Raw genomic sequence first — 21662 nt, 5'->3', positions numbered from 1 at the left:
TTTCAAAAGTCGGCTAAATTGAGTGCTTAAAATTAAAATTATAAGGATTCGACAACGTATGAAAACGATCGTTGAACAGCTCTCAATCTACAAGAGCGTGCATTTGGATGCTGACAATATTAAGACTCACTTCATAGGTGTTCCCACAATTATTTGGTCAATCTTTGTGTGGTTCAGTTTACTTCGATTTTCAGTAGGTGAGAGTGGCTATGAATTTACTTTTGGTTACGGATTCGCACTCGTTGTTTTAGTTTACTATGTGATGCTACACAAGGGGCTAGCGCTTGGTATGTTGCTGTTTATTGCTCCTGTTATTTACAGTGCTGATCTTGTAGCACAAATGCAATATGGTGGTTGGATAGCACTAGCAGTGTTTGTTGTTGGTTGGATTTTTCAGCTGGTGGGACATAAATTTGAAAAAGCTAAGCCAGCATTTATTGATGATCTAAATCAGTTATTAATTGGCCCTTTATTTTTGATGGCAGAAACGTTTTTTGCAATAGGGTTATTAAAAGGCCTTAAAAATGAAATTACAGACAAAGCGGTTGCCATTCGTCAGAAGTTTGATGAGGCTAAAGCCGCAAAGAGCTAGTCTTTAGTTTTGCCCTTCGGGAACTGGTATGCGCAAAAATTACTGCACAAAATTGTCTCAATGTAGAGCAACTGTGTCTTCATCAATTTCGTTTGTACTTTGTGCGCATACATAGCTCTGAGTTGAGTATTTAATTACTGTAATTGGCATTAAACTCTATTTTCACCGCAGCTAAAAGCAATGACCTGGCTGATTTCCGTTAAGCTTCTTTCTGATTCTTGATGCCATTTAGCAAAAGCCGCATCAACAGCTTTCATCGCTTTTTTCGTTGTTCTTCCAGAGTCAATGATGCCTGTATTTCTAAGGTAAGCTTCGACATCAGAAGATAAAATACAAGTATCAATACCCGCTTGGCGCAATGCATACGCACCGGTATTACCACCTAAACGTTTTCCGTGTTTTTTTAAGTATTCCCACAATCCAGTGATATTGTCTTTTGGCCAGCTTGCAACCATCTTGCTGAAAGAGCCATGCTCGTAACTGGCATTTACCAACATCTGAGCATTGGCTGGAATGGTCATTACTTTAGTTAAGTGTCGAATAATTTTAGGGTTTCGAGCTTTTTCCTCCCATTGTTCATCGGAGAGCATCAGCAATAGCTCAGGTTTGAAGCCAAAAAAATGATCTTCAAAATTGTCCCATTTATTACGAACTACTTGCCAAGATATACCGCACTGAAAAACCTTCATTGTAAAAATAGAAAGCCAGCGGTCATCTTTAATTTGGAGTATATCGTCATGTGAAAGAGGTTTAGATAACAGTTGTTCTAAGTTTTCTGCACCGCCTTTTCGCTCTGCAGCACGATGATAAATGGTTTCAAACCTTTCTTGTGTCATTTCATGGCTCACTATCGTATTAATACTAATTAGAAATTAATTTTAGTTAACGAAGCTCAGTATTATCGTATGTAGTTCTATAATACTTCATCTTTACTCGTATTTTTATAGAAATGTCAGAATTAGCTTTAGGTAACGTTGGGGCTGTAAATCCATTATTTGAGACCTCTGATCTTGAACAAAATAAGTTGCTGGTTGCTATTCTTGGTTTTGAAGATTCTCCTGTACAGTTTATCGTCAATTATGATGACTCAACCCAAGAGCCAATGCTTACTCTTTTTCATAAACTGCAACCATCGGCTCTAACTCATGACTCACCAGACATTTCACAGCAAATGCACTCTGTAAGAAATCCAGCTTTTGAAATGAATAATGATACGTTATCAGATTCCGATGAGAAATTGATAAGAGCGACAGGTGGGGATCCATGCGATATTCCTTACTCTTCGTATTCTATTAGTCAATTGGCTGAAAGTGGGTTCAAGGTCAGAAAAGTTGGGATTAATATTTTCGATTATCCAGGACTTTGTTTTTCAGGGGGAGGTGCCCAAGCTATTGGGCATTGTGGTGTCTTGAAAGTGTATTCACCAAGGGCTTTATATCAAGTTAATGAAGTTGCAGGTGCTTCAGCCGGTTCAGCGGTTGCAGCTGCAGTTGCTACTGGAGCAACGCCTGAACAAATTGAATCGTGGCTTAGAAAGTGCTCGCAACAAAGCGGTGTGAGTAAAGCTATGCTTTATCAGAGTGCGGCTGAGGTAATTTCTCTAGGGTTATTGGCGCATAAAGAAGCAATTATAAATTTACTTGAGAGAGTAAACCTTCCTCTAGAAGGAAACGATCTCAGAACCCTCACTTTTGAGCAGCTGGAATTATTAAGGGTTTACTCTCTTGAGGATTATGATGAGCAAAGCATGGACCCTGAAATGATCGGGAAGCTGAGAGAGTGCTCACAGGAAAGTATAGCTCCAAATTTACAACAACTTGGGTTAAAGAAATTAATTATAGTCGGCACTTGTAATCAAAAACACGAAGTTAGTTTTTCTAATAAAAATAGCCCTCAGTTGTCGATTGTTGATGGTATTGTTGCAAGCGCAAGTGTTCCTTTTATTCACGAGAATACTAAAATCGCAGCGAATAAATTTAAGCAACTTCCAAATAAGTTAAAAAGTGAAGAGTATTTATTTTTTTCTGATGGAGGGATCACTAATAACTCGCCTCATGCTTACCTTGAATCTAAACAGTCGATAGTGTTTGCCTTCTCAACAGCAGAGGGAGCACTTAAGTCTAAAGGTTTAAATTTTAAACAGCGTATTTTTAAGTTTTTCTTAAGGTACGACTTATATAAAGCAGAACAACATAGCCTAGCTTCAGCAGTTGAATCTGAAGACAAGCTTTTGGTTTTTATTGATACAGGTATATCTTCATTTGCTTTTAAAGAAGCCAAAGAAAAGTTTGATGAGATCCTAGATAAGACACAAGAAAGTTTTGCAAGGTTAATTACTAGATCTTCTGAAGATGCAGTAAAAGAAAAGTGTGAAGTCTCTGAATCTTTAAAGCACAACTATAGAAAAGTGAGTGAAATAGGGTTAGATCAAACGCAGAGAAGCAGACATCACATGCAAAAAGAAGCCTTCATGAGTCGTGGCCATTTAACATGATCTAAAGCTGGTTGATGCACACCAGCGGGGCATCAACCTTTTAAAACAGATTTTAGACTAAGATTAACGTTCACCTTGAACTTCAAAGTCATCGCTTTTCAGGCGGGCTTTACCATCTGTATCGATAATCCAATGTTCGCGATGTACTACACCGAATGCTTTATTCATCGTCCATTTTGAAGTCAAAATGTATCCTTCACCATTTTCAGCCTGTGTCCATTCAATGTCTGTGTAATCAACATCTTTAAAACCTTGGTCAATAATGTTCTGCCAAAACCCTTGGATCTCAGTACGACCTTTAAAGGTACCAAATGGACGAGCTTCCATTACTGTATCTTCTAAATACTTTTCAGCACAACCTGCAGCATTTTGGCTATTGAATGCTTGTTGCCAACCCGCAATACCTTGTTTGCAAATTTCTAATACTTCTTGTGACATGTTTGACCCCATTGATTTATGAATTGCAAAAAGAGTAATAAATCTATTGTTTAATAAAAACAAAGTAATCAGAATTGATAGTTAAGAAAAATGAAACAATTGGCGGTAAGTTGATGAAGCAGTTGAAAGGCATGTCAGTATTTGCTCATATTGTCGAGGAAGGATCGATTTCTCAGGCTGCAGATGTGCTCGGAGTGTCAAAGTCTGTGATCAGCCAGCACTTAAAAAACTTGGAAGAGGAGCTGGGCATTACTCTTTTAAAAAGGACAACACGAAAACAAAGTCTTACAACGGCCGGTGAAAATTTTTACCAATATTGTCATAAATTAAATGTGATTGCTGAAGAAGCGATGCTGACAGCAAAAGACACGCTCAGTGAACCTCAAGGGCGATTGAGAATAACAGCTTCTAATGCACTGATGGATTCTATTGTTGTCCCTGCATTATCAAATATTATTAAGCGTTACCCTAAAGTACAGCCCGAATTTATTAGTAGTGATAAGCACAATGATATTGCCAGTGAAAGAATTGATTTAGCCATCAGAGTTGGCAGCTCAAAAGACAGTTCAATGAAACAACAGCGCATTGGTGAATTTAGGGATGTGTTGTGTGTTCATGCTGATTTACTTCATAAAGGTATTGACGATACAACTCCTTATGTTGCTAACCATTGGCAACATAATACGATTGTTCACCAATTGGAGTCCGACATGGAGGGCTCATTCGTTTATGAGAAAGAGGCCGATATCATGTCCAACTCGTATCATACTTGTTTAGCATTGTTAAAAAACAAGGTGGGGGTAGGGGTTGTGCCTGATTTTATTTTCAAAAATGTAGATGAAATGGTCGAAGTGTTTCCAAGTCATCATTTAAAAATAAATCATATTTATGCGCTTCATCCTTATATGCAGCACACTCCTCTAACCGTTAATGTTTGCATTGACGAAATTAGAAGATTACTCGATAAAAGTAAAAGGTAGATGACTTACCTTACGTACTTTACGTTGGATTAAAGGCGTAACTAAGCTTGTGCAACAAAAAAGCCAGTGATTGTCACTGGCTTTTCGTCGTATATCAAATCGTAGGAGTTAGAACTTATATATTAATTTTGCGTTGAAGTTACGACCAGGAGAAGTGTTATAAGATAAATCTGAGCTTTCATCATGACCTACAACATTGTTGAATCTCACATATTCTTTATCGAATAAGTTTTTAGCGCTCAAGTTTAATGCTAAGTTTTCATTAAATTGATAACCGATTTGAAGATCAACCGTTGCATAACCTGCTGCTTCAGTCTGACTCTCGTTCACTTTAGTCATTCTGTCCGCCCAATTTACAATCAGAGACGATGATAAACTTTCTACTTCATAGCTAATACCTGCAACACCGGAAAAAGGGTTAATCGTAGTTAAATAATCATCTGTTGTATCGTCTTTACCGTGCTGATATGAAGTATTTGCGAAAATATTAAGCTCATCACTGAAGTAATAGGTTAAACCTAACTCCACACCCTTAATGGTTACCGAATCAATATTGGCATACTGATAGGTAATGAGTTCGCTTGGGTTAGCCGGATCATAAGGATTAGGTACAGTGTCAATACTGACCACTTCAGTCGCTAAGAAGTCATCGTATGTGTTGTAGTAAAGTGCTGTAGTTACCGCTAAATCACCGAAACTGCCTTTTAAACCAATTTCATAAGTATCACTTTTCTCAGGTGCAAGATCGTCGCTTGGAATCACTTTATAGCCATATTGGCTGTTATCATGCTCAATATATGCCAAGTCGTATGCTGGTACTTTAAAACCTTGACCATACTGCGCATACACTGAAACATCATCATTCAGTTTGTAAATGGCCCCTAGATTAAGGGATACGTTGTTGTCACTGATCACTTTGAAAGATTCGCCACTTTCTTTCTTCACGCCGTTTGGATCCATTTTGTAATAATCAAAACGAATACTTGGAGTGACAGTGAGTCTTTCACTCAATAAGCTGATTTCGTCATTGATATATGCACCCACTCTTAACGTATCATTTTTAGGGAACTTATTTTCTGATACATCCGTTGACGTATCACCAGAATCACGGTGGTATTCACGGTAGTCACGTGTGGTACGTTGACTTTCTGTGTTCTCAATATCAAAGCCGAAACCTAAGGTATGGTTATCATTTAGTACTTTGTTAGCATTCGATAATAGGCCATAGGTTTGTTGCTCATAATTAGCAAAGCGCCACATGTCTCGCTTCTCTTTCACGCCAAATGCAGGAGCGTTGATATCCAATGCACCAAACTCAACATCTTCTTGCTGAGTATGATTTGAATACAGGTTTACATTTAAGAAGTCATAAAGCGCAGTGGCTCCATGAGACATAAAACGCATTTGGAATGCTTGAGCTTCTTTTTCTGTTTTAGAGTTTTCAGAAACAATGTTGTAGCCGAATTGAGAAAGACTTCGAAACGGACCGAGTAAACCATCAGCGGTTAAAGCACCAACATCTTGATTCCAAATATCAGCGCTGAAAGTCAGTCTATTTTTATGATTAAATTCGTAAGCGGCTTTATAGAAAACGCTGGTGGATTCGATATCAAGCGGTTTTTTAGTTTGGTCATAGTTTTGAGACTCTTCGCCATCACGCTTTACCACATTGACGTAATGTTCAAAATTACCAGCATTATGCGCTAAGGTCGCTGACGCATTTTTTTGTTTGGTGTTGCTTGCATAGCCGATACTGACATTACCACCAAAAGTATCTCCTTCTGCTACATAGTCACTGGCATCTTTGGTTTCAAAAACAACAATACCACCTAGTGCGTCTGCACCGTAAAGTGAAGAATATGCGCCTTTTGCTACTTCAACTTGTTTAAGGTTATCGGTTTCAATGAAGCCACGACCTACAATGTCGTTTAAGCCGTCTGCACCGTAACCTTCGTTTACACGCATGCCATCTTTAATAATAAGCACACGGTCACCACCCATACCACGAACCACAATGTTTTGTGCTTGGCCGTCTGTACCTGTTACCTGCACGCTTGGGTCGTACTGAAAAAGTTGGCTCAGATCAGTGATCACTTGCTTATCAATATCTTCAGCAGTTACAACTGAAATACTACCGGAAACATCTTTTAGCGCTTTCTCGGTCTTAGTGCCACTGACTACAATCACTTCCAGCTCTTCTTTTGCTGTTTTAGGTGCTTCATCAGCAGCAGAAATATTTGAATAAAGTGCTGTAGAAATAGCAAGTGCCATCAAGCTCGGTGCAGGTTTCAACATATACATGTCCTTTTAAAGTAAGGGCCAATCAGTGCTAGAGCCCAACATTAATATTGACGTTAATAGCTATAAGTATAGGAATGAGAATAGTTATCAACTTTAATTGGCGGTTATCATACTTTAAAAAATGTTAAGATCAACACGAATGATAATAATTCGCATTATAATTATTGATTAAATGTCGTTATTACGTTAAATTTGCGCCGTTCAAAACAAGTAGAGATGGAAACTGTGAATATCCAATCAATCGAAAGCCTGATGGCAAATGTTTCAGAAATACTAATGATGCCAGTGTTATTGGCGATTTTAGTGCTGTTTATTTATGCATTTTTTGCACTTGGGCATTTTATTTCCCAATATCTAGCACGTAAGCAAGGACGCAGTGAATATCAACAGCAGCTTATGCAAGGTAATGCGAGTAGAGTTGCTGGCTACACAGTACATAACTACTTCGTACTAAATTTAACAGCGTCGGAAGATGAGCTTGAAGTTTTTGCTTTAAAAAAACTTGAAAAGCTTCGAATTGTTACTCGTATCGCTCCAATGTTAGGTCTTATTGCCACTATGATCCCAATGGGACCAGCATTAAAAGCCTTATCTGATGGCAACATTCAAGGTATTAGCGAAAACTTAATTGTTGCATTCGCAGCGGTGATTTGGGGTCTTGTTATTTCAACGATAACGTTCTGGCCTGCATCAGTTAAGAAGCGCTGGTTTGCTGATGAACTTATCAATATACGTAAATTACGAGGTGAGTGAACATGCGCTTTCTCGAAGAAGATGAAGAGCTCAATCCAATTGTCAGCGCAGTAAACCTGATTGATGTGTTCCTCGTTATCATCGCTGCACTTTTGATTTCCATTGCTCAGAACCCGCTGAACGTTTTCTCAACTGATAACGTGACTGTGGTTAAAAATGCGGGCAAGCCAAATATGGAAGTGATTGTTAAAGAAGGCAAAGAGATTAAGCAATATAAATCGACGGGAGACATTGGTTCAGGTGAAGGTGCGAGAGCTGGTGTCGCATACCGTATGTCTGATGGCAGTTTTGTTTATGTACCAGAAGGACAAGAGAATGGCTCGGAGAAGAATTTAAAATGAGAATAATAACAACACTGTTAACGGCGCTATCGTTGTTTTTCAGTCAGGTAACAGCAGTATTTTCAGCAGATGCTGACAAACCGCTTGTTTACCTTTTTATGTCTGGGCATGGCTCTCAGGCAAAAGCAGATTTGCTGCTTGAATTAGCAAAAGATCAACCTTTCAAACTTGAGCAGTTCTCCACGAAAGGAAAGTCAGAAGAGCAAGTGACCGCTGACTGGGGCAAAGCTGATTTAATTCTGATGGACGGCATCAACCCGATGCTGTCGAACATGATGTTTGCTAAGTACAAGCCAAATGTCAAAATGTTCCCGAAAACTGCGGTTATTTCATTAGGCGATCTTCATAACGCTGACATGAACCAAAGTGTTAAAACAGAGCTTGCAAAGCAAGTTGGTGCTTATTACAAAAACGCAGGGCGTGATAACTACCGCAATATGATGCTGTTTTTAAGTAACAAAGTGTTCAAGTTAAGCACTGAAGTCGCTAAAGATGTTCGCATCGTACCAAATGTTGGTGCTTATCATCCAGATTTTCCGGGTGTGATGACTAGCGATAAAAACGAATTTTTCAAGTGGCTGAATCCTGTTGAAGGCCAAAGCCGCATTGCTATCGCTATTCACCGTGCTCGTATCGACTACGAACAACAACACGTTGTTGATGCCATCATTAAACGTCTGGAATCGAAAGGTGCAAAAGCGTTTGCGTTCTTTTTTGAAGGTAACGATGAATCATTAACTTACCCAGAGTTGCTTACCGATGAAAATGGCCCATTAATTGATTTAATGATCAATCATCGTTCACTTCACTATGTTGCTAAGCGTCGTGCTGAGTTTGAAAAAATCGGTGTGCCAGTAATTCATGCCCTGAATTACAGTGAAGGTGATGAAGCGCAATATAAAGCAGATCATGCAGGTGTTTCTGCATCGCTAACGCCTTTCTTCTTGGTGATGCCAGAGGATACGGGAAGTACAGATCCTATCGTCATTACTGCAACTGAAAACGGTCGCAAAGTGATCATGGAGCATCAACTTGATGCGTTGGTTGAGCGTGCTATCAACCATGCTAAATTGGCGCATTTACCAAATAAAGATAAGAAAGTGGCGACGTTTATCTGGAATTATCCTCCGGGAGAAAAGAATATTGGTGCAGCATTTTTAGATGTGCCAAGTTCAATCGAGCAAATTGCACATGCAATGAAGGCGCAAGGTTATGACGTAAACCCTCGAACCTCTGAATGGTTAATCGAAAACGCAGGTTTGTTGCTTCGCCCTTACTACCGCAAAGAAGATGCAAGTCAACTCATCGAAAAAGGGTTAGCGGATTACCTGCCAATCGAGAAATATCTTGAGTGGTTTAACGCATTACCTGAAGACGTTCGTCAGCCGATTGTTGACCGTTGGGGTAAGGTTGAAGATAACGGAATGTTGACTGAGCACAATGGCAGTCGTGCATTTGTTATCCCAAGAATGGATTTAGGCAACCTGATTGTTCTACCTCAAGGTGTTCGCGGGAAAGACGCCAAGGAGCACGCTAATCTCTATCACGATACCAAAAATCCAATTAATCACAGCTATCTTGCGATTTACCTATACACAAGACTTCAGTTTGAAGCGAACGCTTACATTCATTTAGGTACTCACGGTTCACAAGAATGGTTAACAGGTAAAGAACGTGGTTTGTCAGTATTTGATGCACCTTCGCTAGCAGTCGGTAATTTGCCAGTATTCTACCCGTACATTATTGATAATGTTGGCGAAGCCATGCAGGCCAAACGTCGTGGTCGTGCAACCATGATCAGTCATTTAACGCCTGGGTTTGCTAAAGCGGGTTTGTATACTGAAATGGCTAAGCTTAATGAGTTGTTTGGTAATTATGTTTTGCTTGAAGAAGGCTTAACCAAAGAGAACACTCAAAAAGCCATCATTGAGCAAGCGACTGCGTTAAACATTCTCAACGATTTAGAGATAATGCCAGAAGCGTTAGCGCAGGATTTTGCTAATCAAATCGACAAGATTCAAGACCATTTAACTGAACTTTCAGAGCAAAGCCAACCTCTAGGCGTTCATATCTTTGGTTTACTTCCAGAAGATGCACACCTTTATTCGACGATGTTGCAAATGTTGGGAGAAGAATTTGTTAAAGAAGCCGTGGTCTACGAGAAAGAACATGGTTTAACAATTGCAGATGATCAACAAAAAGATGAACGTGATGTGGTTAAGCTAGAAGCGTTAGAAGGCTTCCAATTAATCAAAGCGCATTTAGCTGGGACTAAACTGTCTGATATCGATGAAGACAGCGAGTTAGCTCAAGGGCTTGAGAAAGCCACCAAGTATTGGAACAATTTCAATGATATTGCTGAAATAGAAAATTTATTAAAAGCATTGTCAGCGAACTATATTCCAGTTAGCTATGGTAACGACCCAATTCGTAACCCTGAAGTTGCACCGACTGGCCGTAACCTAATCGGTTTCAACCCAGCTAAAGTACCATCAAAAGAAGCGTATGCAGCAGGTGTGAAATTGATGGATCAAACCATTGCTGATTATGTTGAGAAAAACGGTCGCTACCCTAGAAAGTTAGCTTTCTCATTGTGGTCGCTGGAAACCATGCGTCATCAAGGTGCACTAGAAGCGCAAATTCTGCACGCACTGGGTCTAAAACCGAAATGGGATCGTCAAGGTAACATCAGCGGTACTGAGGTTATCGAATATAAAGACTTAGGTCGTCCTCGTATTGATGTGGTGATTTCGGCTACAGGTTTATATCGAGATGCATTTCCGAACGTCATGCTATGGCTAGCCGAAGCGATAGACAAAGTGGCGAAGATGAAAGAAGAAAACAACTTTGTTTACCGCCATGCATCTGAGCTTAAAAAGAGCTTACTCGAAAAAGGTAAGTCGGAAGAAGATGCTGATTACTTATCGTCTATTCGTATTTTCTCCAATGAGACAGGTAACTATGGTACAGGTCTGGCAGCTTCAAGTTTGGCGTCTGATACATGGGAAACGGATGATAAGTTAGCGGACTTATATCTGCGCCGAATGGGTTATGCCTTTGGTAAAGATGAAAAACGTTGGAGTGAAAACGTAAGTGGTGATGAGCTTTATGCAAAAGTGCTTTCAGGTACGGATGCAGCAATTTTCTCACGCTCAACCAACCTTTATGCGTTGCTAACTAACGATGATCCATTCCAATACTTTGGTGGTTTAGGTCTAGCTGTACGCCACCTTGATGGTAAAACGCCTGAAATGTATATATCTAACTTGCGTAAGAAAGACAAGTTAAAAGCACAAACCATGAAGGACTTTTTAAACCAAGAAATGCGCAGCCGTTATTTCCATCCGCGTTGGATTCAAGCGATGCAAGATTCTGGCTATGCGGGCGCAACAGCCATTCTTGATCGCATGAACAACATGTGGGGCTGGGAAGTGATGACACCAGAAGCAGTTCGTGATGATCACTGGCAAGAATTCTTCGAAGTCTACGTTGATGATAAATATCAAATGGAGATGAAGAAGTTCTTCGAAGAGCATAATGCAGAAGCATTAGCTCAAATCATCGAACGTATGTTAGAAGCGGCTCGGAAAGGTTATTGGGCGCCGGATGCTGAAACGCTGAAGAAAATGCTCGAAACTTATACTGAGTTAGCTAACAAGCATGATGTGGTTACGGACAATGAAAAGTTTACTGAATACGTGCAAACACAAAATGTTGGCTTTGGTTTAGCGCCGTTAGCTCCGGGGCAAGCTGAGCCAGAGGTAAGTGCTAACCAAGCTGCACAAACAACCCAGCAAGTTACAGGGCAAAAGCTTGAAGAGCAAGTCAAAGCCGAAGAGATTGAATCAAATGATAAATGGTTATACTTACTTATCTTTATGATTTTTGCTGGTGGCTTTGCTTATCAAAGGATCGAAAAACAGTAGCTCAAATTACTATTCAAATAAAAAGTAGGCTGAAATGCCTACTTTTTTATTTGAAAAGCGGTCAAATACGATATGAACTAAGGTATATGAGTTGTTGTCGAGCGGTATAAATTAATACATCGTTGTCATTTTTAATGCGTATATAATCTACAAAACTTGGAATAAGTAGACCTAATCGATCCGTTATCTCTTTCTCTGCTACTGATGTGGAGTTTATGGTGTAGCTATCTGTATTCTGATTGCTTCTCTGTTTCGTGTTTTAAATGTAGTGGCATTTGACCATGAAAAATAGCGATGAGATCTTCCAAAAACTCAATCAGTTTTTTCATGAGCTTTTTGATTGTTTTAATATCCTCGATACAATCTTTAACTGCCGTGATGCAAGCTTTCAGCTGTTTATCTGCATGTTGAATTTTGGAAAGGTCGTTACTGTCTATATTTATTGTTGGAATAGAATTTCCATTAGATCCTTCACAAAGTTGATTTAGCTGATTAACAAGAGAATTCAACTGTGGATCTATCTGTGCCCAATGCTCTGAGATGCCAAGATTGCTGTTTAGTTGACTTAACCCGTTGGTACGGTTACTTGGGGTGTGAGTTTCGCCTTCGAGTGTTAAAGAATAGACAGAAGAGGTCGTAGTATTCTGCGCTGAAATACTCATAGATTTCTTTCCAAAGTATGCATTCATTTTATAACGGTTAGAGCGTTTCTTAAGAGTGCACTATCTTTCATCGAGTTATATTGAATATGAGTGAACACAGTTGTAAATTGGTCTAACCAGCTAGGGTTTAACTTATAATGTCATGGTTGTCGAAGGTTTAGTTTTTTACATTTGGATGAGCTCGATCACAGTGGCAGCTATTTTTGTGAGTTACATATTTTTACTGTTTAAAAATCATACTGTTATTAAATATTGTTCATAATAATCGTTGGTGATTAAAATGTGATCAAGCCCTCTACATAAATTAAACGAATGCAATAGAGTAAATTATATCTTGTTTAACTGATTAAATGTGGGAGGAAAAGATGATTCCATCAAGAGCTTTTATTCCCGCATTTGCCCCAGAGTACGGAGATTTTAAAGATCAAGGGTTGAATTGTGAGACAAAGAAATTACCAAATACAACAAATGAACAAGACGATTCAGTGCATGACGATTTTTCGCTAACAAAATATGAATATAACGAAAATATACCTTCGATAAAAATTGATGCACCTGAGTCTGAAGGTGATGCAATTGAAGCTTACCCTAACCCTATACCCACGAGACTTGGTCAGTTTAATCATTTGCAAGTAGAAATAGCTGATGTCAGAGATCAGCTTGTTGAAGATACTGAAAATGAAAAAAAACAAGCTCAAGCAGAGGCTGAAAAAGCTAAGAATGAATTAAACGCTGCTGGGATAAAAATGGCGAAAAAAACCTTTTTTACCAAGTTGGCTAAGTCTGTTTTCGCAATAGGAGCTTTAGCCGTTGCAATAGGTTTAGCTGTTCCAACAGGAGGCTTATCTATAGCTGCTGCAGCTATCTTTGGTGTTGCGGCAATTTCCTGTGTATCAGATACAATTTGTGCAGCTGTTGATTGGGGGTTAAAAGCCAAAGGCAAAGAAGGCTTACCGATGGAAAGTGATGCTGTTGCGAATATTGCTTATGCACTATTTAGAGCTTTCAAAGTTTCGGAGGCAACTTCAGAGAAATGTGCAGGATGGACATCTGTTGGAATAAAAACTGGTCTAACACTTGGTTTGCTTTGGGCTGACTCAGTGACTCCAAAATCTAAGATAAAACCTAAAACAATTCTAGATAATAGCAAGAAGCTATTAGATTTAGCTGGAACTAAGCTTGATAAGTATGCTGAATCTATAAATATGACTAAAGAAAAGCTCAGAAAACTAGAGGAAGAGTCAGAATTAAAAGAGGTATATGAAGACGGTTTAGAAGAAGACTCTAAAGATATTTCTGAGCATGATACCAATCAAGATGTTTCAGAAGAAGCGATTCAAAATAGGTTAAGAAAGAAGAGAGCTGAAGGCCTTCTACAGATCAAAACCTTGAAAGAGAAGTTAAGTCTAGAAAGAATTGAACTTTTAAAGCTAAGTGAAGCAATAAGGAAGGTGGCGATAGGTGCTAAGGACGATAATGCAAAAATTGAGTTAAACCAGCTGCTGGAGGCAACAACATCTTCAAATGTTGTGTTAATGCCAAATACAGAAAGAGTGAAAACGAGTAACAGTACTCACGTTTTTTGTGCCTCACAAGTCCCCTTACCATCTGAAATTGATTACTCTCTTGAAGCTAAAAATGAATTAGATGAGGCTTTAGGTGCGATTGAAACAGCGAAAAAGAATTTAAAAGAAGCAAAATTGAATTTAAAAAAACATAATGCTGTTGAGAAAGTTTTAAAGTCAGTATTTTCAATAATAGGAGTTGGAGGAGCTATAGCTGCAACTGTGTTAACTGGGCCTTTGGCCGTTCCCTTACTTGTTTTTGCTGTGGGAAGTACAGTTCAATCTGTTTTTGATGCAGGTGTGGCAGTATACGATTATAAAAGAGTTAAGGATGGCAAAAAACCGCTACCAATTAAAGATAACGGTATGGCAAATGTTATTTTCTGTTTATTGCATTATCAGTTAAAAGTGAATGAAGAAAAAGCGATTTCGATTGCTAAGAAAGTTGCAGGAGCGATAAAACTTGTAACTACCCTTGGTGGGAAGTGGCCAGAAAAGGATGAAGAGTTTTCTAAAAAATTAGAAGAGGCAGAAAAGTATATTGATCCAATTAGAGAGAATATTGCTGAGAAACTTCAAGAAAATGCAGAACAAAAGGTAGAGGCAGCCGAGCTAGATAAAGATATTCAAGAGCTTAAAAAGAAACTTGCTGAAGAGCAGATATATAGAATGCAAATTGCAAACGAATTTCATCGTGAGCAAAAAATGAGGATCAAGAAAGCTCATAAAGTTCAAGAAGAAGCATTAGATGTTGAGATAAAAGGGGTAAAAATGCGTCTTGCAGAAACAGGGCATTTACTGTCAACAATGAAAGAGCTCTTATCTCAACTACCTCAAGAATTACAAAATAAAATTAAGTCTATGGAAGATATTAAATTACCTGATGACCTTAATACTCCAATAACAAGAGCGCTAACACATCGAGCTGCAGTGATTGCTGGTTAATTTTAATTCAACTCTAAAAGATCAGCACGCCCCAGAGGCCGTTCCCAATTAACGATTTCGATTTGCTGTAGTAGATTTTTTGTTTATTCAAGACGACGAATGTGAGGTGTAGTTGCTCTACATAAGCATTTGGCAACACAGAAGAAACGAAAAATATACACAGCCCTACGGGTTACGCCTAAAATTGGCAAACTCTTTGTTACTCATCTTTCATTTAGCTAACTAAACTTCTATCTTCGCGCCTCGAGCTTGCCAATTTTAGCCAGTAACAAATCGAAATGACTAATTAGGAACGGCCTCTAGACGAATCGCTTTGGCAGCGTTGGGTTTTTTCTTTATATACTTCCTGATTATTCCCATAATTGCCTCGCACTATAAAATCTAATAAATCATGATTTTGGGTTATTACAGTTCGATATTTTTTTCTTGTCGCTAACAACTGAAATTATGGTGATAAGGAAAATAGGTTACTGGGCAATTGTTAGGGCATATTGTACAATGCGTGGCAATTAAAAAACTAAAAAGTGAAAATAAATATGCGCATTAGTGATAACTTTGATGGCGGTAACATTCAGGTTGTTAACCTTGAAGATCGAGACAACATTCAACTTGCTATTCGCCCTGATGAAGGTGGTGAATTCTTCCAATGGTTTAACTTTCGATTTGAAGGTGAGGTTGGTAGTGAGTACACCTTTAATATTATTAATGCGGGTTCTTCTTCCTACACAAAAGGTTGGGAAGATTATCACGCAGTAGCGACTTATGATCGTCAAAGCTGGTTTCGTATCCCTACTGAATATGTCGATGGACAACTTAAAATTCAAGTTGAACTGCAATGTGAAGCCATTCAAATAGCTTATTTTGCGCCGTATAGCTATGAGCGCCATCTAGATTTAGTTAGCTCTGTTCAATTACATTCTGAAGTTTCACTTGAGCATCTTGGTCTTACTTTAGATGGCCGTGATATGACTCTAGTAAAAGTTGGTGATGGCGATGCGTCTAAAAAGAACATTTGGATCACTGCACGTCAGCACCCTGGCGAAACTATGGCTGAGTGGTGTGTTGAAGGTCTTCTTCTACGTTTATTAGATCAAGATTGCCCAGTAGCCAAATCACTTTTAGATAAAGCGAATTTTTACATTGTGCCAAATATGAACCCAGATGGTAGTGTTCGTGGCCATTTGAGAACTAATGCAGCGGGCGTAAACCTAAACCGTGAATGGCAGTCGCCATCATTAGAAAAAAGCCCTGAAGTTTATTACGTAACGAATAAAATGAAAGAAACTGGCGTGGATTTATTCTATGACGTACACGGTGATGAAGGATTACCGTATGTGTTCGTAGCAGGAGCTGAAGGCATTCCTAATTACAGCGAACGTCTAGCAGAGCTTCAAAACGATTTCGTTTCAGCATTATTGATGGCCAGTCCTGATTTCCAAACAGAATTTGGGTATGACAAGGATGAGCCTGGTAAAGCAAACTTAACAGTCGCTTCTAATTGGGTGGCGAATACATTTGAGTGTTTAGCTAATACTTTAGAAATGCCATTCAAAGATAACGATGACTTGCCGGATCCATTTGTTGGTTGGTCACCAGAGCGAAGCGTATATTTGGGTGAAGCTTCATTGACCGCCATGTTAGCAGTCGTTGATAAGCTGAGGTAAATTATGGCGTTAGTCGAGTGCCCAAGTTGTGGTAAACGCATGTCCAGTGTTGCTAAGAATTGTCCATCCTGTAATGCGTCGACATCTGGTGATACAGAAGCACAACGAAACATAAAAAAAATTAAACTTGCGAGCCAATTACAATTACATAGTTTTCTTGCGATGACACTGTTTATTGCTGGTGTGGTCATTTGGTTTTGGGGTGGTGAGCCTGCGGAAGGTAATCGTATGTACGTCGGTAGTGCGTGCTTTGTATTCGGTTTTGTTGGCTATCTTATTACTCGAGTTCGAATTATTTTGAATAAACGGAAAAGCGTTTGATGGATTTAAATAAGTTAATTGATGATATGCCTGAAGAGGTATATCAAAAAATGAAGTCAGCCGCAGAGCTTGGTAAATGGGCTGATGGCTCAGCGTTAACTGATGCGCAAAAAGAACATACTCTTCAGGTTGTCATGTTGTATCAGGCAAGACATTTACAACAAACCGATCACTTTACTATCGGGGCTGGTGGCGAAATTAATGAGTTATCGAAATCCGAACTAAAAAAGCAGTTTAAAGGTGAGACGATAGCAGAGTTCAAACAAAAAGATCTCTAAGACCTCTCTTTGTTTAATAAGAAAGCCAAGAAGTGATTCTTGGCTTTTTTGTACCTATCTGGTTCAACAGCTATTAAGTCAAGTTTGCATAGAATGACATTCCCTCACAATCAAATGGATTGAAAGTAAATGTCTAATAAGAGTTATGCGTTTAGAGATAGTCAGAAGTTCAATCAATATCTGATACGAAATCGTACCTTTGATAAATGCTGTGGTTTTATTAAAGAGTTAGTAAAACAGTCCACTTCTATACTCGATATTGGTTGTGGACCTGGATCTGTGACCGTTGGTTTTGCAGATGCTAACCCTAACGCCACTGTTATCGGCATTGACTTTAATGAGTCTCAAGTTGAAGTCGCAAAGTCATACACCCAACAGCAGAACAAAGAAAACTTAAGCTTTAAGCTGGGCAGTATTCATGAATTACCGTTCGAAGAGAACAGTTTTGATTTGATATTCTGTCAAACGGTCTTTGTTCATATTTCTGATCATGAAAAAGCATTATCAGAAATAGTGAGAGTATTAAAACCCAATGGTATCTTTGCTTCCCGTGAAGTCATGAATAGCTACATTGTTATGACGCCAGTGTCTGACATTTTGGAAAAAGCAAGGCTTGCTATTCACCGCGGCGTGATTTCATCGGGCGGATCACCAGATGTTGGATTGTTCATGGGAGAGAAATTACACAAGGCTGGATTCGATCATTTAAACCAATCAATGTTTTGGGAAAGGTCTCCTGTAGGAGAAGAAAGCAGAGAGCATTTTATTAATATGTGTAGTGCATTACTTTACGGTGAGTTAGGCAAACAAAGCATAAAAAATGGCTGGATGACAGCTAACGAGATCGATGAATTAGAAAAACTATGCCTCAATCTGCCAGATATCCCTTATGCAATGTGGGGGATGCCTTTTGTTGAGACCATCGCAAAGAAGAATTAATCAAATACAGGAGCTCGCTTAAGGCTAAAGTAATTTAATTCTTTTTGGATAAAGAAGCAGAACCCCAAAATACATACAGCCATGGCAATACACGTCGATATTGCTGCACCTTCAATATTTATAATTGGGATAAGAAGCCAATTTAAAACAGCATTAATGATCGTTGATGCGATAAGTAAATACATAATTACTTTGGCTTTACCATTGTATTGAAGCCACACTACGGCGGCAGAAAGTAATGCTGTTAATATGTAGCCAAATAGTAGGATGATTAGGCTGTTATAAGCGAGCTGAGTGTCATGTTGATAAATCATTAATAGATCATGGCCAAAATAAATCACAAGAAAAGCGAATGGAATGCAACATAACAAGCAGAGTTTAAATGCCACGGTTATGATTTTTGTTTGTTGCTCTTTTGATTCGGAGAGGCTTTTGGCAATTTTTGGAGAAAAGATTGCAATCAGCGCAAGTTGAATATTATAAAAAACATTATCGATACTTTGTGCCGCAGCATAATGGCCGACAGCTATTTCATCAGCCAGGTATTCAATCATAAAAATATCTAACTTTTGCATTAAGTATTGAAGGCTTGCCGCAATCATCATTGGTACCGATATCGCCAGCCATGTTTTGGGCTTTAAATATGAAGGTGCTTTTTTAATGGGCATTAACCGGAATTTATTAATATAAAAGATACTGAAAATTGTGAGAAGACATGCAACAAAAATACTTAACCTAATCGCTGAAAGTTCGTTAAGCACTCCAAAGTAAGTATTATAAATAAAACAAATCACTAAACTGAGAGTCGCATATCCGAATCCCCAGGGCAAAAATGCTAATTCTAGCTTTTCTGCTGACTGTAAAACACTTGAAAGAAGGTTCGATATTGCACAGATTGGAATAACAATTACAGCAAAAAGCATCGGATGATACTTACCACCGTCAAAAGTAGAAATGTGATATTCATGACCAATAAAAACCAAAATGCCTAAAGCTATAGTTACCGCAAGTGATAAATAAGAATAAAATCTAACGTAGTGCCATGAACCATTGGTTTGAGTATTTTTAACTTGCGAATGTAAAAATTTAGGGGCTGCTGATGCACCGCCCATAATGGCGATGATGCCTCCAAAATAGAAAAATGCTTCTGCTACTTTAAAGTTTCCGTAGCTTGAGGGACCGACAGTTCTTGATAAGTATATATTGAAACAAATACTGGTGAAGCCACCTAGGATAAAGATAAATATTGTCGCAAGAGAATTTTTATATCTCGATAATAAAGAGGATAAAGCTGTACTCATAATTCCTTCTGCAACCAGTAGCGTCCCTAATCTTAAAAGATAGCAGAAGGAATTTTATTTTCGAACTTAGTGGCGTTTGCCTGAGTGTTTTTTCTTACGCTCTTCTAATTTACGTTGTTGCTCAGCCTCTTTTTCCTCAAGCATTTTTGCTACTTCTACTTTTTCGACAGCTACCATTTCAGGTGTTTCGAGGGTAAGTTGACCAATTTTACCACTGCGGAATTCATGTAAAAGTAGCTCAGAAGCTTTATGTAAATCGATACGTCCGCCACCTCGAAGTGCACCTCTTCGTTTGCCAATCTCTTCGAGTAACTCAATAGGCTCTCGTGGCATAGAATCAATTTTGTAACGCTCACAAATGTATTCAGGATATGCTTCTAAAAAGTATTCAGCTGCGAAATAGGCGACATCAGCGTAATCCATAGCGGTGTCTTTAATTGCACCTGTGACGGCTAAACGATAGCTGCTTTTTTCGTTATCAACTTTTGGCCATAAAATCCCAGGAGTATCTGAAAGTACAATGCCGTTGCGTAAGTTAATACGCTGCTGAGTTTTAGTTACTGCTGGTTCATTACCTGTTTTAGCAATAACGCGACCTGCGAGCGTATTAATGATCGTTGACTTACCCACATTCGGAATGCCCATGATCATAGTACGGATGTCTTTATCATCCTTATCACGTTGAGGGACAAGCTTTCGGCATAAATCAGGAATCTTTTTCACCATTGCCGCTTGTAGTGTTGTAATCGCACTGGCTTTTACACCTTGCTCTTGCTCAAGGTATTCAATCCAACGAGCTGTTACTTCAGGGTCAGCCAGATCACTTTTATTGAGCAATTTAATACACGGCTTATCACCACGAAGACTAGCAACCATAGGGTTTTCACTACTGTAAGGAATGCGAGCGTCTAACACCTCAATAACGAGGTCTACCTGAGGCATGACTTTTTCTATTTCCTTGCGGGCTTTGTGCATATGCCCTGGATACCATTGTATTGCCATGTTTAAAAATCTTGTCAGTGATAAAGGGAGCGTATTTTAACTGGAAGAGGGGAAGAAGTTAAAGGGATTGATTCGTTTTCAACCCCTTTTAATACATTTAGAACTTATAAGTTAAAGAAAGGGCGCCAGCAGAGTGTCCTTCAAGATCAAATTTACCTAAATTATGGCTGTACTCTAACGTGCCGTTTGAATTGTATCCTGCATAAACTGAAGCGCTGAATTGAGGCGTAATATCCCAGCTTGCTCTTATAAAGGTGACGGTTTCTTCAATTTCAGCACTGATGTCCTCTCCACTGACCAAGAAACGGTCACGATTTAGTGAGGCACCAACGCCAAAGGAAATATCTTTGTTTAGAAGGTAGCTAAGCTCTAAACCCGCTGGGCCACTAAAATCACTCTTAAATGGGTTACCCAATTTCCAATTGTCATTGATTTGCCAGTTGATGGCTATATAGGGGATCGTTCTTACACGGTTCAAATCGTTTGTATAAGCCACTCCGACACCAACCATATTTCCAGATTCAAAGCGATATAAACCGGAAGTAACGATGCCATAACTATGAGCATCAGACATTGATAAACCATCAACATACGAAGATTGAACGATGGGTGTAGCTGATAAAATCCAATTTCTATCTAAAATATGACTCAGCGTTACAGAAGCCTTAACGGTTTTTACTTTATCCCAAGGCGCAATTGTTGGTGCAGCAAATGAAGTTAGCTGAACCATATCCCAGTCAAAATTTTCATTTTCATAACCAAATGAAAAACCCAGTTTCCAGCGTTGTGCTAATTGGAAGCTAGAGTCAGCAGATAACATCCAAGTATCTCGTTTTAGCTCAGTTCTGTCATTTTCAAACTTTGAAGTACCGTTGTATATACTGCTAGCAGTTACTGAAAACTCTGCTGGTTGCTTTGCAAATACACTGGTTGAGCAGAATGCAATGAGAGCAATAGGATAAATTGATTTTATGGTCATCGGGTTACCTAAAATAATGATTATCTCTAAAGGTTATCTCTAAAGATTAAATTCAACGAATTCATTTAATGATTCTAATAAAAAATATGACGAATAGTCGTGACTATTTCGGAAGAATTTGATTTTAGATCACAAATAATTGTTACAGGCCGATTCATTGATTAGAATGAATCGCCGAATT

18 protein-coding genes are annotated in these 21662 nt (G+C 38.8%); 11 read left to right on the top strand and 7 right to left on the bottom strand.

The annotated features are described in order from the left end of the window. Window positions 1-58 precede the first annotated feature (58 nt). A complete protein-coding gene (locus AC1EU2_RS06230) occupies window positions 59-592 on the top strand; it encodes an Mpo1 family 2-hydroxy fatty acid dioxygenase (protein ID WP_480297163.1) in 534 nt (177 codons plus the stop codon). 149 nt (window positions 593-741) lie between these two features. Here AC1EU2_RS06230 and AC1EU2_RS06225 read toward each other — a convergent pair whose 3' ends face one another. Further along, a complete protein-coding gene (locus AC1EU2_RS06225; RefSeq protein ID WP_480297162.1) occupies window positions 742-1428 on the bottom strand; it encodes a DNA-3-methyladenine glycosylase I in 687 nt (228 codons plus the stop codon). Between the two features lie 113 nt (window positions 1429-1541). On the opposite strand from AC1EU2_RS06225, the gene AC1EU2_RS06220 reads away from it, so the two are divergent. After that, on the top strand, window positions 1542-3086 hold the full coding sequence (locus AC1EU2_RS06220) for a patatin-like phospholipase family protein (RefSeq protein ID WP_480297161.1): 1545 nt from the start codon (window positions 1542-1544) through the stop codon (window positions 3084-3086). A gap of 63 nt (window positions 3087-3149) precedes the next feature. Here the strand turns inward: AC1EU2_RS06220 and AC1EU2_RS06215 are convergent, their stop codons facing one another. Further along, on the bottom strand, window positions 3150-3524 hold the full coding sequence (locus AC1EU2_RS06215; protein WP_480297159.1) for a Cif family virulence factor: 375 nt from the start codon (window positions 3522-3524) through the stop codon (window positions 3150-3152). A 74-nt stretch (window positions 3525-3598) separates the two neighbouring features. Between AC1EU2_RS06215 and AC1EU2_RS06210 the strand changes: the two genes are divergently transcribed. Beyond that, window positions 3599-4504: a LysR family transcriptional regulator gene (locus AC1EU2_RS06210; RefSeq protein ID WP_480297157.1), complete on the top strand. Its 906-nt coding sequence runs from the start codon at window positions 3599-3601 to the stop codon at window positions 4502-4504. Between the two features lie 108 nt (window positions 4505-4612). On the opposite strand, the gene AC1EU2_RS06205 is transcribed toward AC1EU2_RS06210, so the two are convergent. Further along, entirely contained in the window at window positions 4613-6799 is a 2187-nt protein-coding gene (locus tag AC1EU2_RS06205; protein WP_480297156.1) for a TonB-dependent hemoglobin/transferrin/lactoferrin family receptor, read from the bottom strand. 231 nt (window positions 6800-7030) lie between these two features. Between AC1EU2_RS06205 and AC1EU2_RS06200 the strand changes: the two genes are divergently transcribed. Genes AC1EU2_RS06200 through cobN form a run of 3 tightly spaced genes read left to right on the top strand, consistent with a single transcriptional unit; the run spans window position 7031 to window position 11825 of the window. Then, the gene (locus AC1EU2_RS06200) at window positions 7031-7558 is read left to right on the top strand and encodes a MotA/TolQ/ExbB proton channel family protein (protein ID WP_480297155.1); all 528 of its coding nucleotides are present in this window, start codon (window positions 7031-7033) and stop codon (window positions 7556-7558) included. A 2-nt stretch (window positions 7559-7560) separates the two neighbouring features. Beyond that, on the top strand, window positions 7561-7899 hold the full coding sequence (locus tag AC1EU2_RS06195) for a DUF2149 domain-containing protein (RefSeq protein WP_480297154.1): 339 nt from the start codon (window positions 7561-7563) through the stop codon (window positions 7897-7899). Beyond that, window positions 7896-11825, top strand: a complete 3930-nt coding sequence (gene cobN, locus AC1EU2_RS06190) for a cobaltochelatase subunit CobN (protein ID WP_480297153.1) — start codon at window positions 7896-7898, stop codon at window positions 11823-11825. Before AC1EU2_RS06195 ends, cobN begins: the two co-directional genes overlap by 4 nt. 224 nt (window positions 11826-12049) lie before the next feature. On the opposite strand, the gene AC1EU2_RS06185 is transcribed toward cobN, so the two are convergent. Beyond that, the gene (locus AC1EU2_RS06185; protein ID WP_480297152.1) at window positions 12050-12487 is read right to left on the bottom strand and encodes a hypothetical protein; all 438 of its coding nucleotides are present in this window, start codon (window positions 12485-12487) and stop codon (window positions 12050-12052) included. Between the two features lie 365 nt (window positions 12488-12852). Here AC1EU2_RS06185 and AC1EU2_RS06180 point away from each other — a divergent pair, with 365 nt between their 5' ends. The 5 genes from AC1EU2_RS06180 (at window position 12853) to AC1EU2_RS06160 (ending at window position 18199) form a co-directional block, all read left to right on the top strand. Further along, entirely contained in the window at window positions 12853-14997 is a 2145-nt protein-coding gene (locus AC1EU2_RS06180; RefSeq protein ID WP_480297151.1) for a hypothetical protein, read from the top strand. A gap of 536 nt (window positions 14998-15533) precedes the next feature. Then, window positions 15534-16661 carry a M14 family metallopeptidase gene (locus AC1EU2_RS06175; RefSeq protein WP_480297150.1) on the top strand — a complete coding sequence of 376 codons (1128 nt, stop codon included), beginning with the start codon at window positions 15534-15536 and terminating at the stop codon, window positions 16659-16661. A 3-nt stretch (window positions 16662-16664) separates the two neighbouring features. Next, window positions 16665-16982 (top strand): zinc ribbon domain-containing protein, encoded by a 318-nt coding sequence (locus tag AC1EU2_RS06170; RefSeq protein WP_480297148.1) that lies wholly within the window; start codon window positions 16665-16667, stop codon window positions 16980-16982. Beyond that, entirely contained in the window at window positions 16982-17260 is a 279-nt protein-coding gene (locus AC1EU2_RS06165; RefSeq protein ID WP_480297147.1) for a YeaC family protein, read from the top strand. The genes AC1EU2_RS06170 and AC1EU2_RS06165 overlap by 1 nt, the downstream gene beginning before the upstream one ends. A gap of 129 nt (window positions 17261-17389) precedes the next feature. Next, on the top strand, window positions 17390-18199 hold the full coding sequence (locus AC1EU2_RS06160; protein WP_480297146.1) for a class I SAM-dependent methyltransferase: 810 nt from the start codon (window positions 17390-17392) through the stop codon (window positions 18197-18199). Here the strand turns inward: AC1EU2_RS06160 and AC1EU2_RS06155 are convergent. The 3 genes from AC1EU2_RS06155 to AC1EU2_RS06145 form a co-directional block, all read right to left on the bottom strand. Further along, window positions 18196-19500: an MATE family efflux transporter gene (locus AC1EU2_RS06155; RefSeq protein ID WP_480297145.1), complete on the bottom strand. Its 1305-nt coding sequence runs from the start codon at window positions 19498-19500 to the stop codon at window positions 18196-18198. The genes AC1EU2_RS06160 and AC1EU2_RS06155 overlap by 4 nt on opposite strands. Window positions 19501-19566: 66 nt before the next feature. Then, a complete protein-coding gene (ylqF, locus tag AC1EU2_RS06150; RefSeq protein WP_480297144.1) occupies window positions 19567-20502 on the bottom strand; it encodes a ribosome biogenesis GTPase YlqF in 936 nt (311 codons plus the stop codon). 97 nt (window positions 20503-20599) lie between these two features. Further along, window positions 20600-21481, bottom strand: coding sequence for a DUF6268 family outer membrane beta-barrel protein (locus AC1EU2_RS06145; RefSeq protein WP_480297143.1), 882 nt, complete (start codon window positions 21479-21481; stop codon window positions 20600-20602). Window positions 21482-21662 lie beyond the last annotated feature (181 nt).

The organism is Parashewanella sp. 2304DJ23-3 (assembly GCF_056591695.1).
Note: the sequence above shows the minus strand (reverse complement) of the source record. Positions and strands in the feature narration are given on the sequence as shown.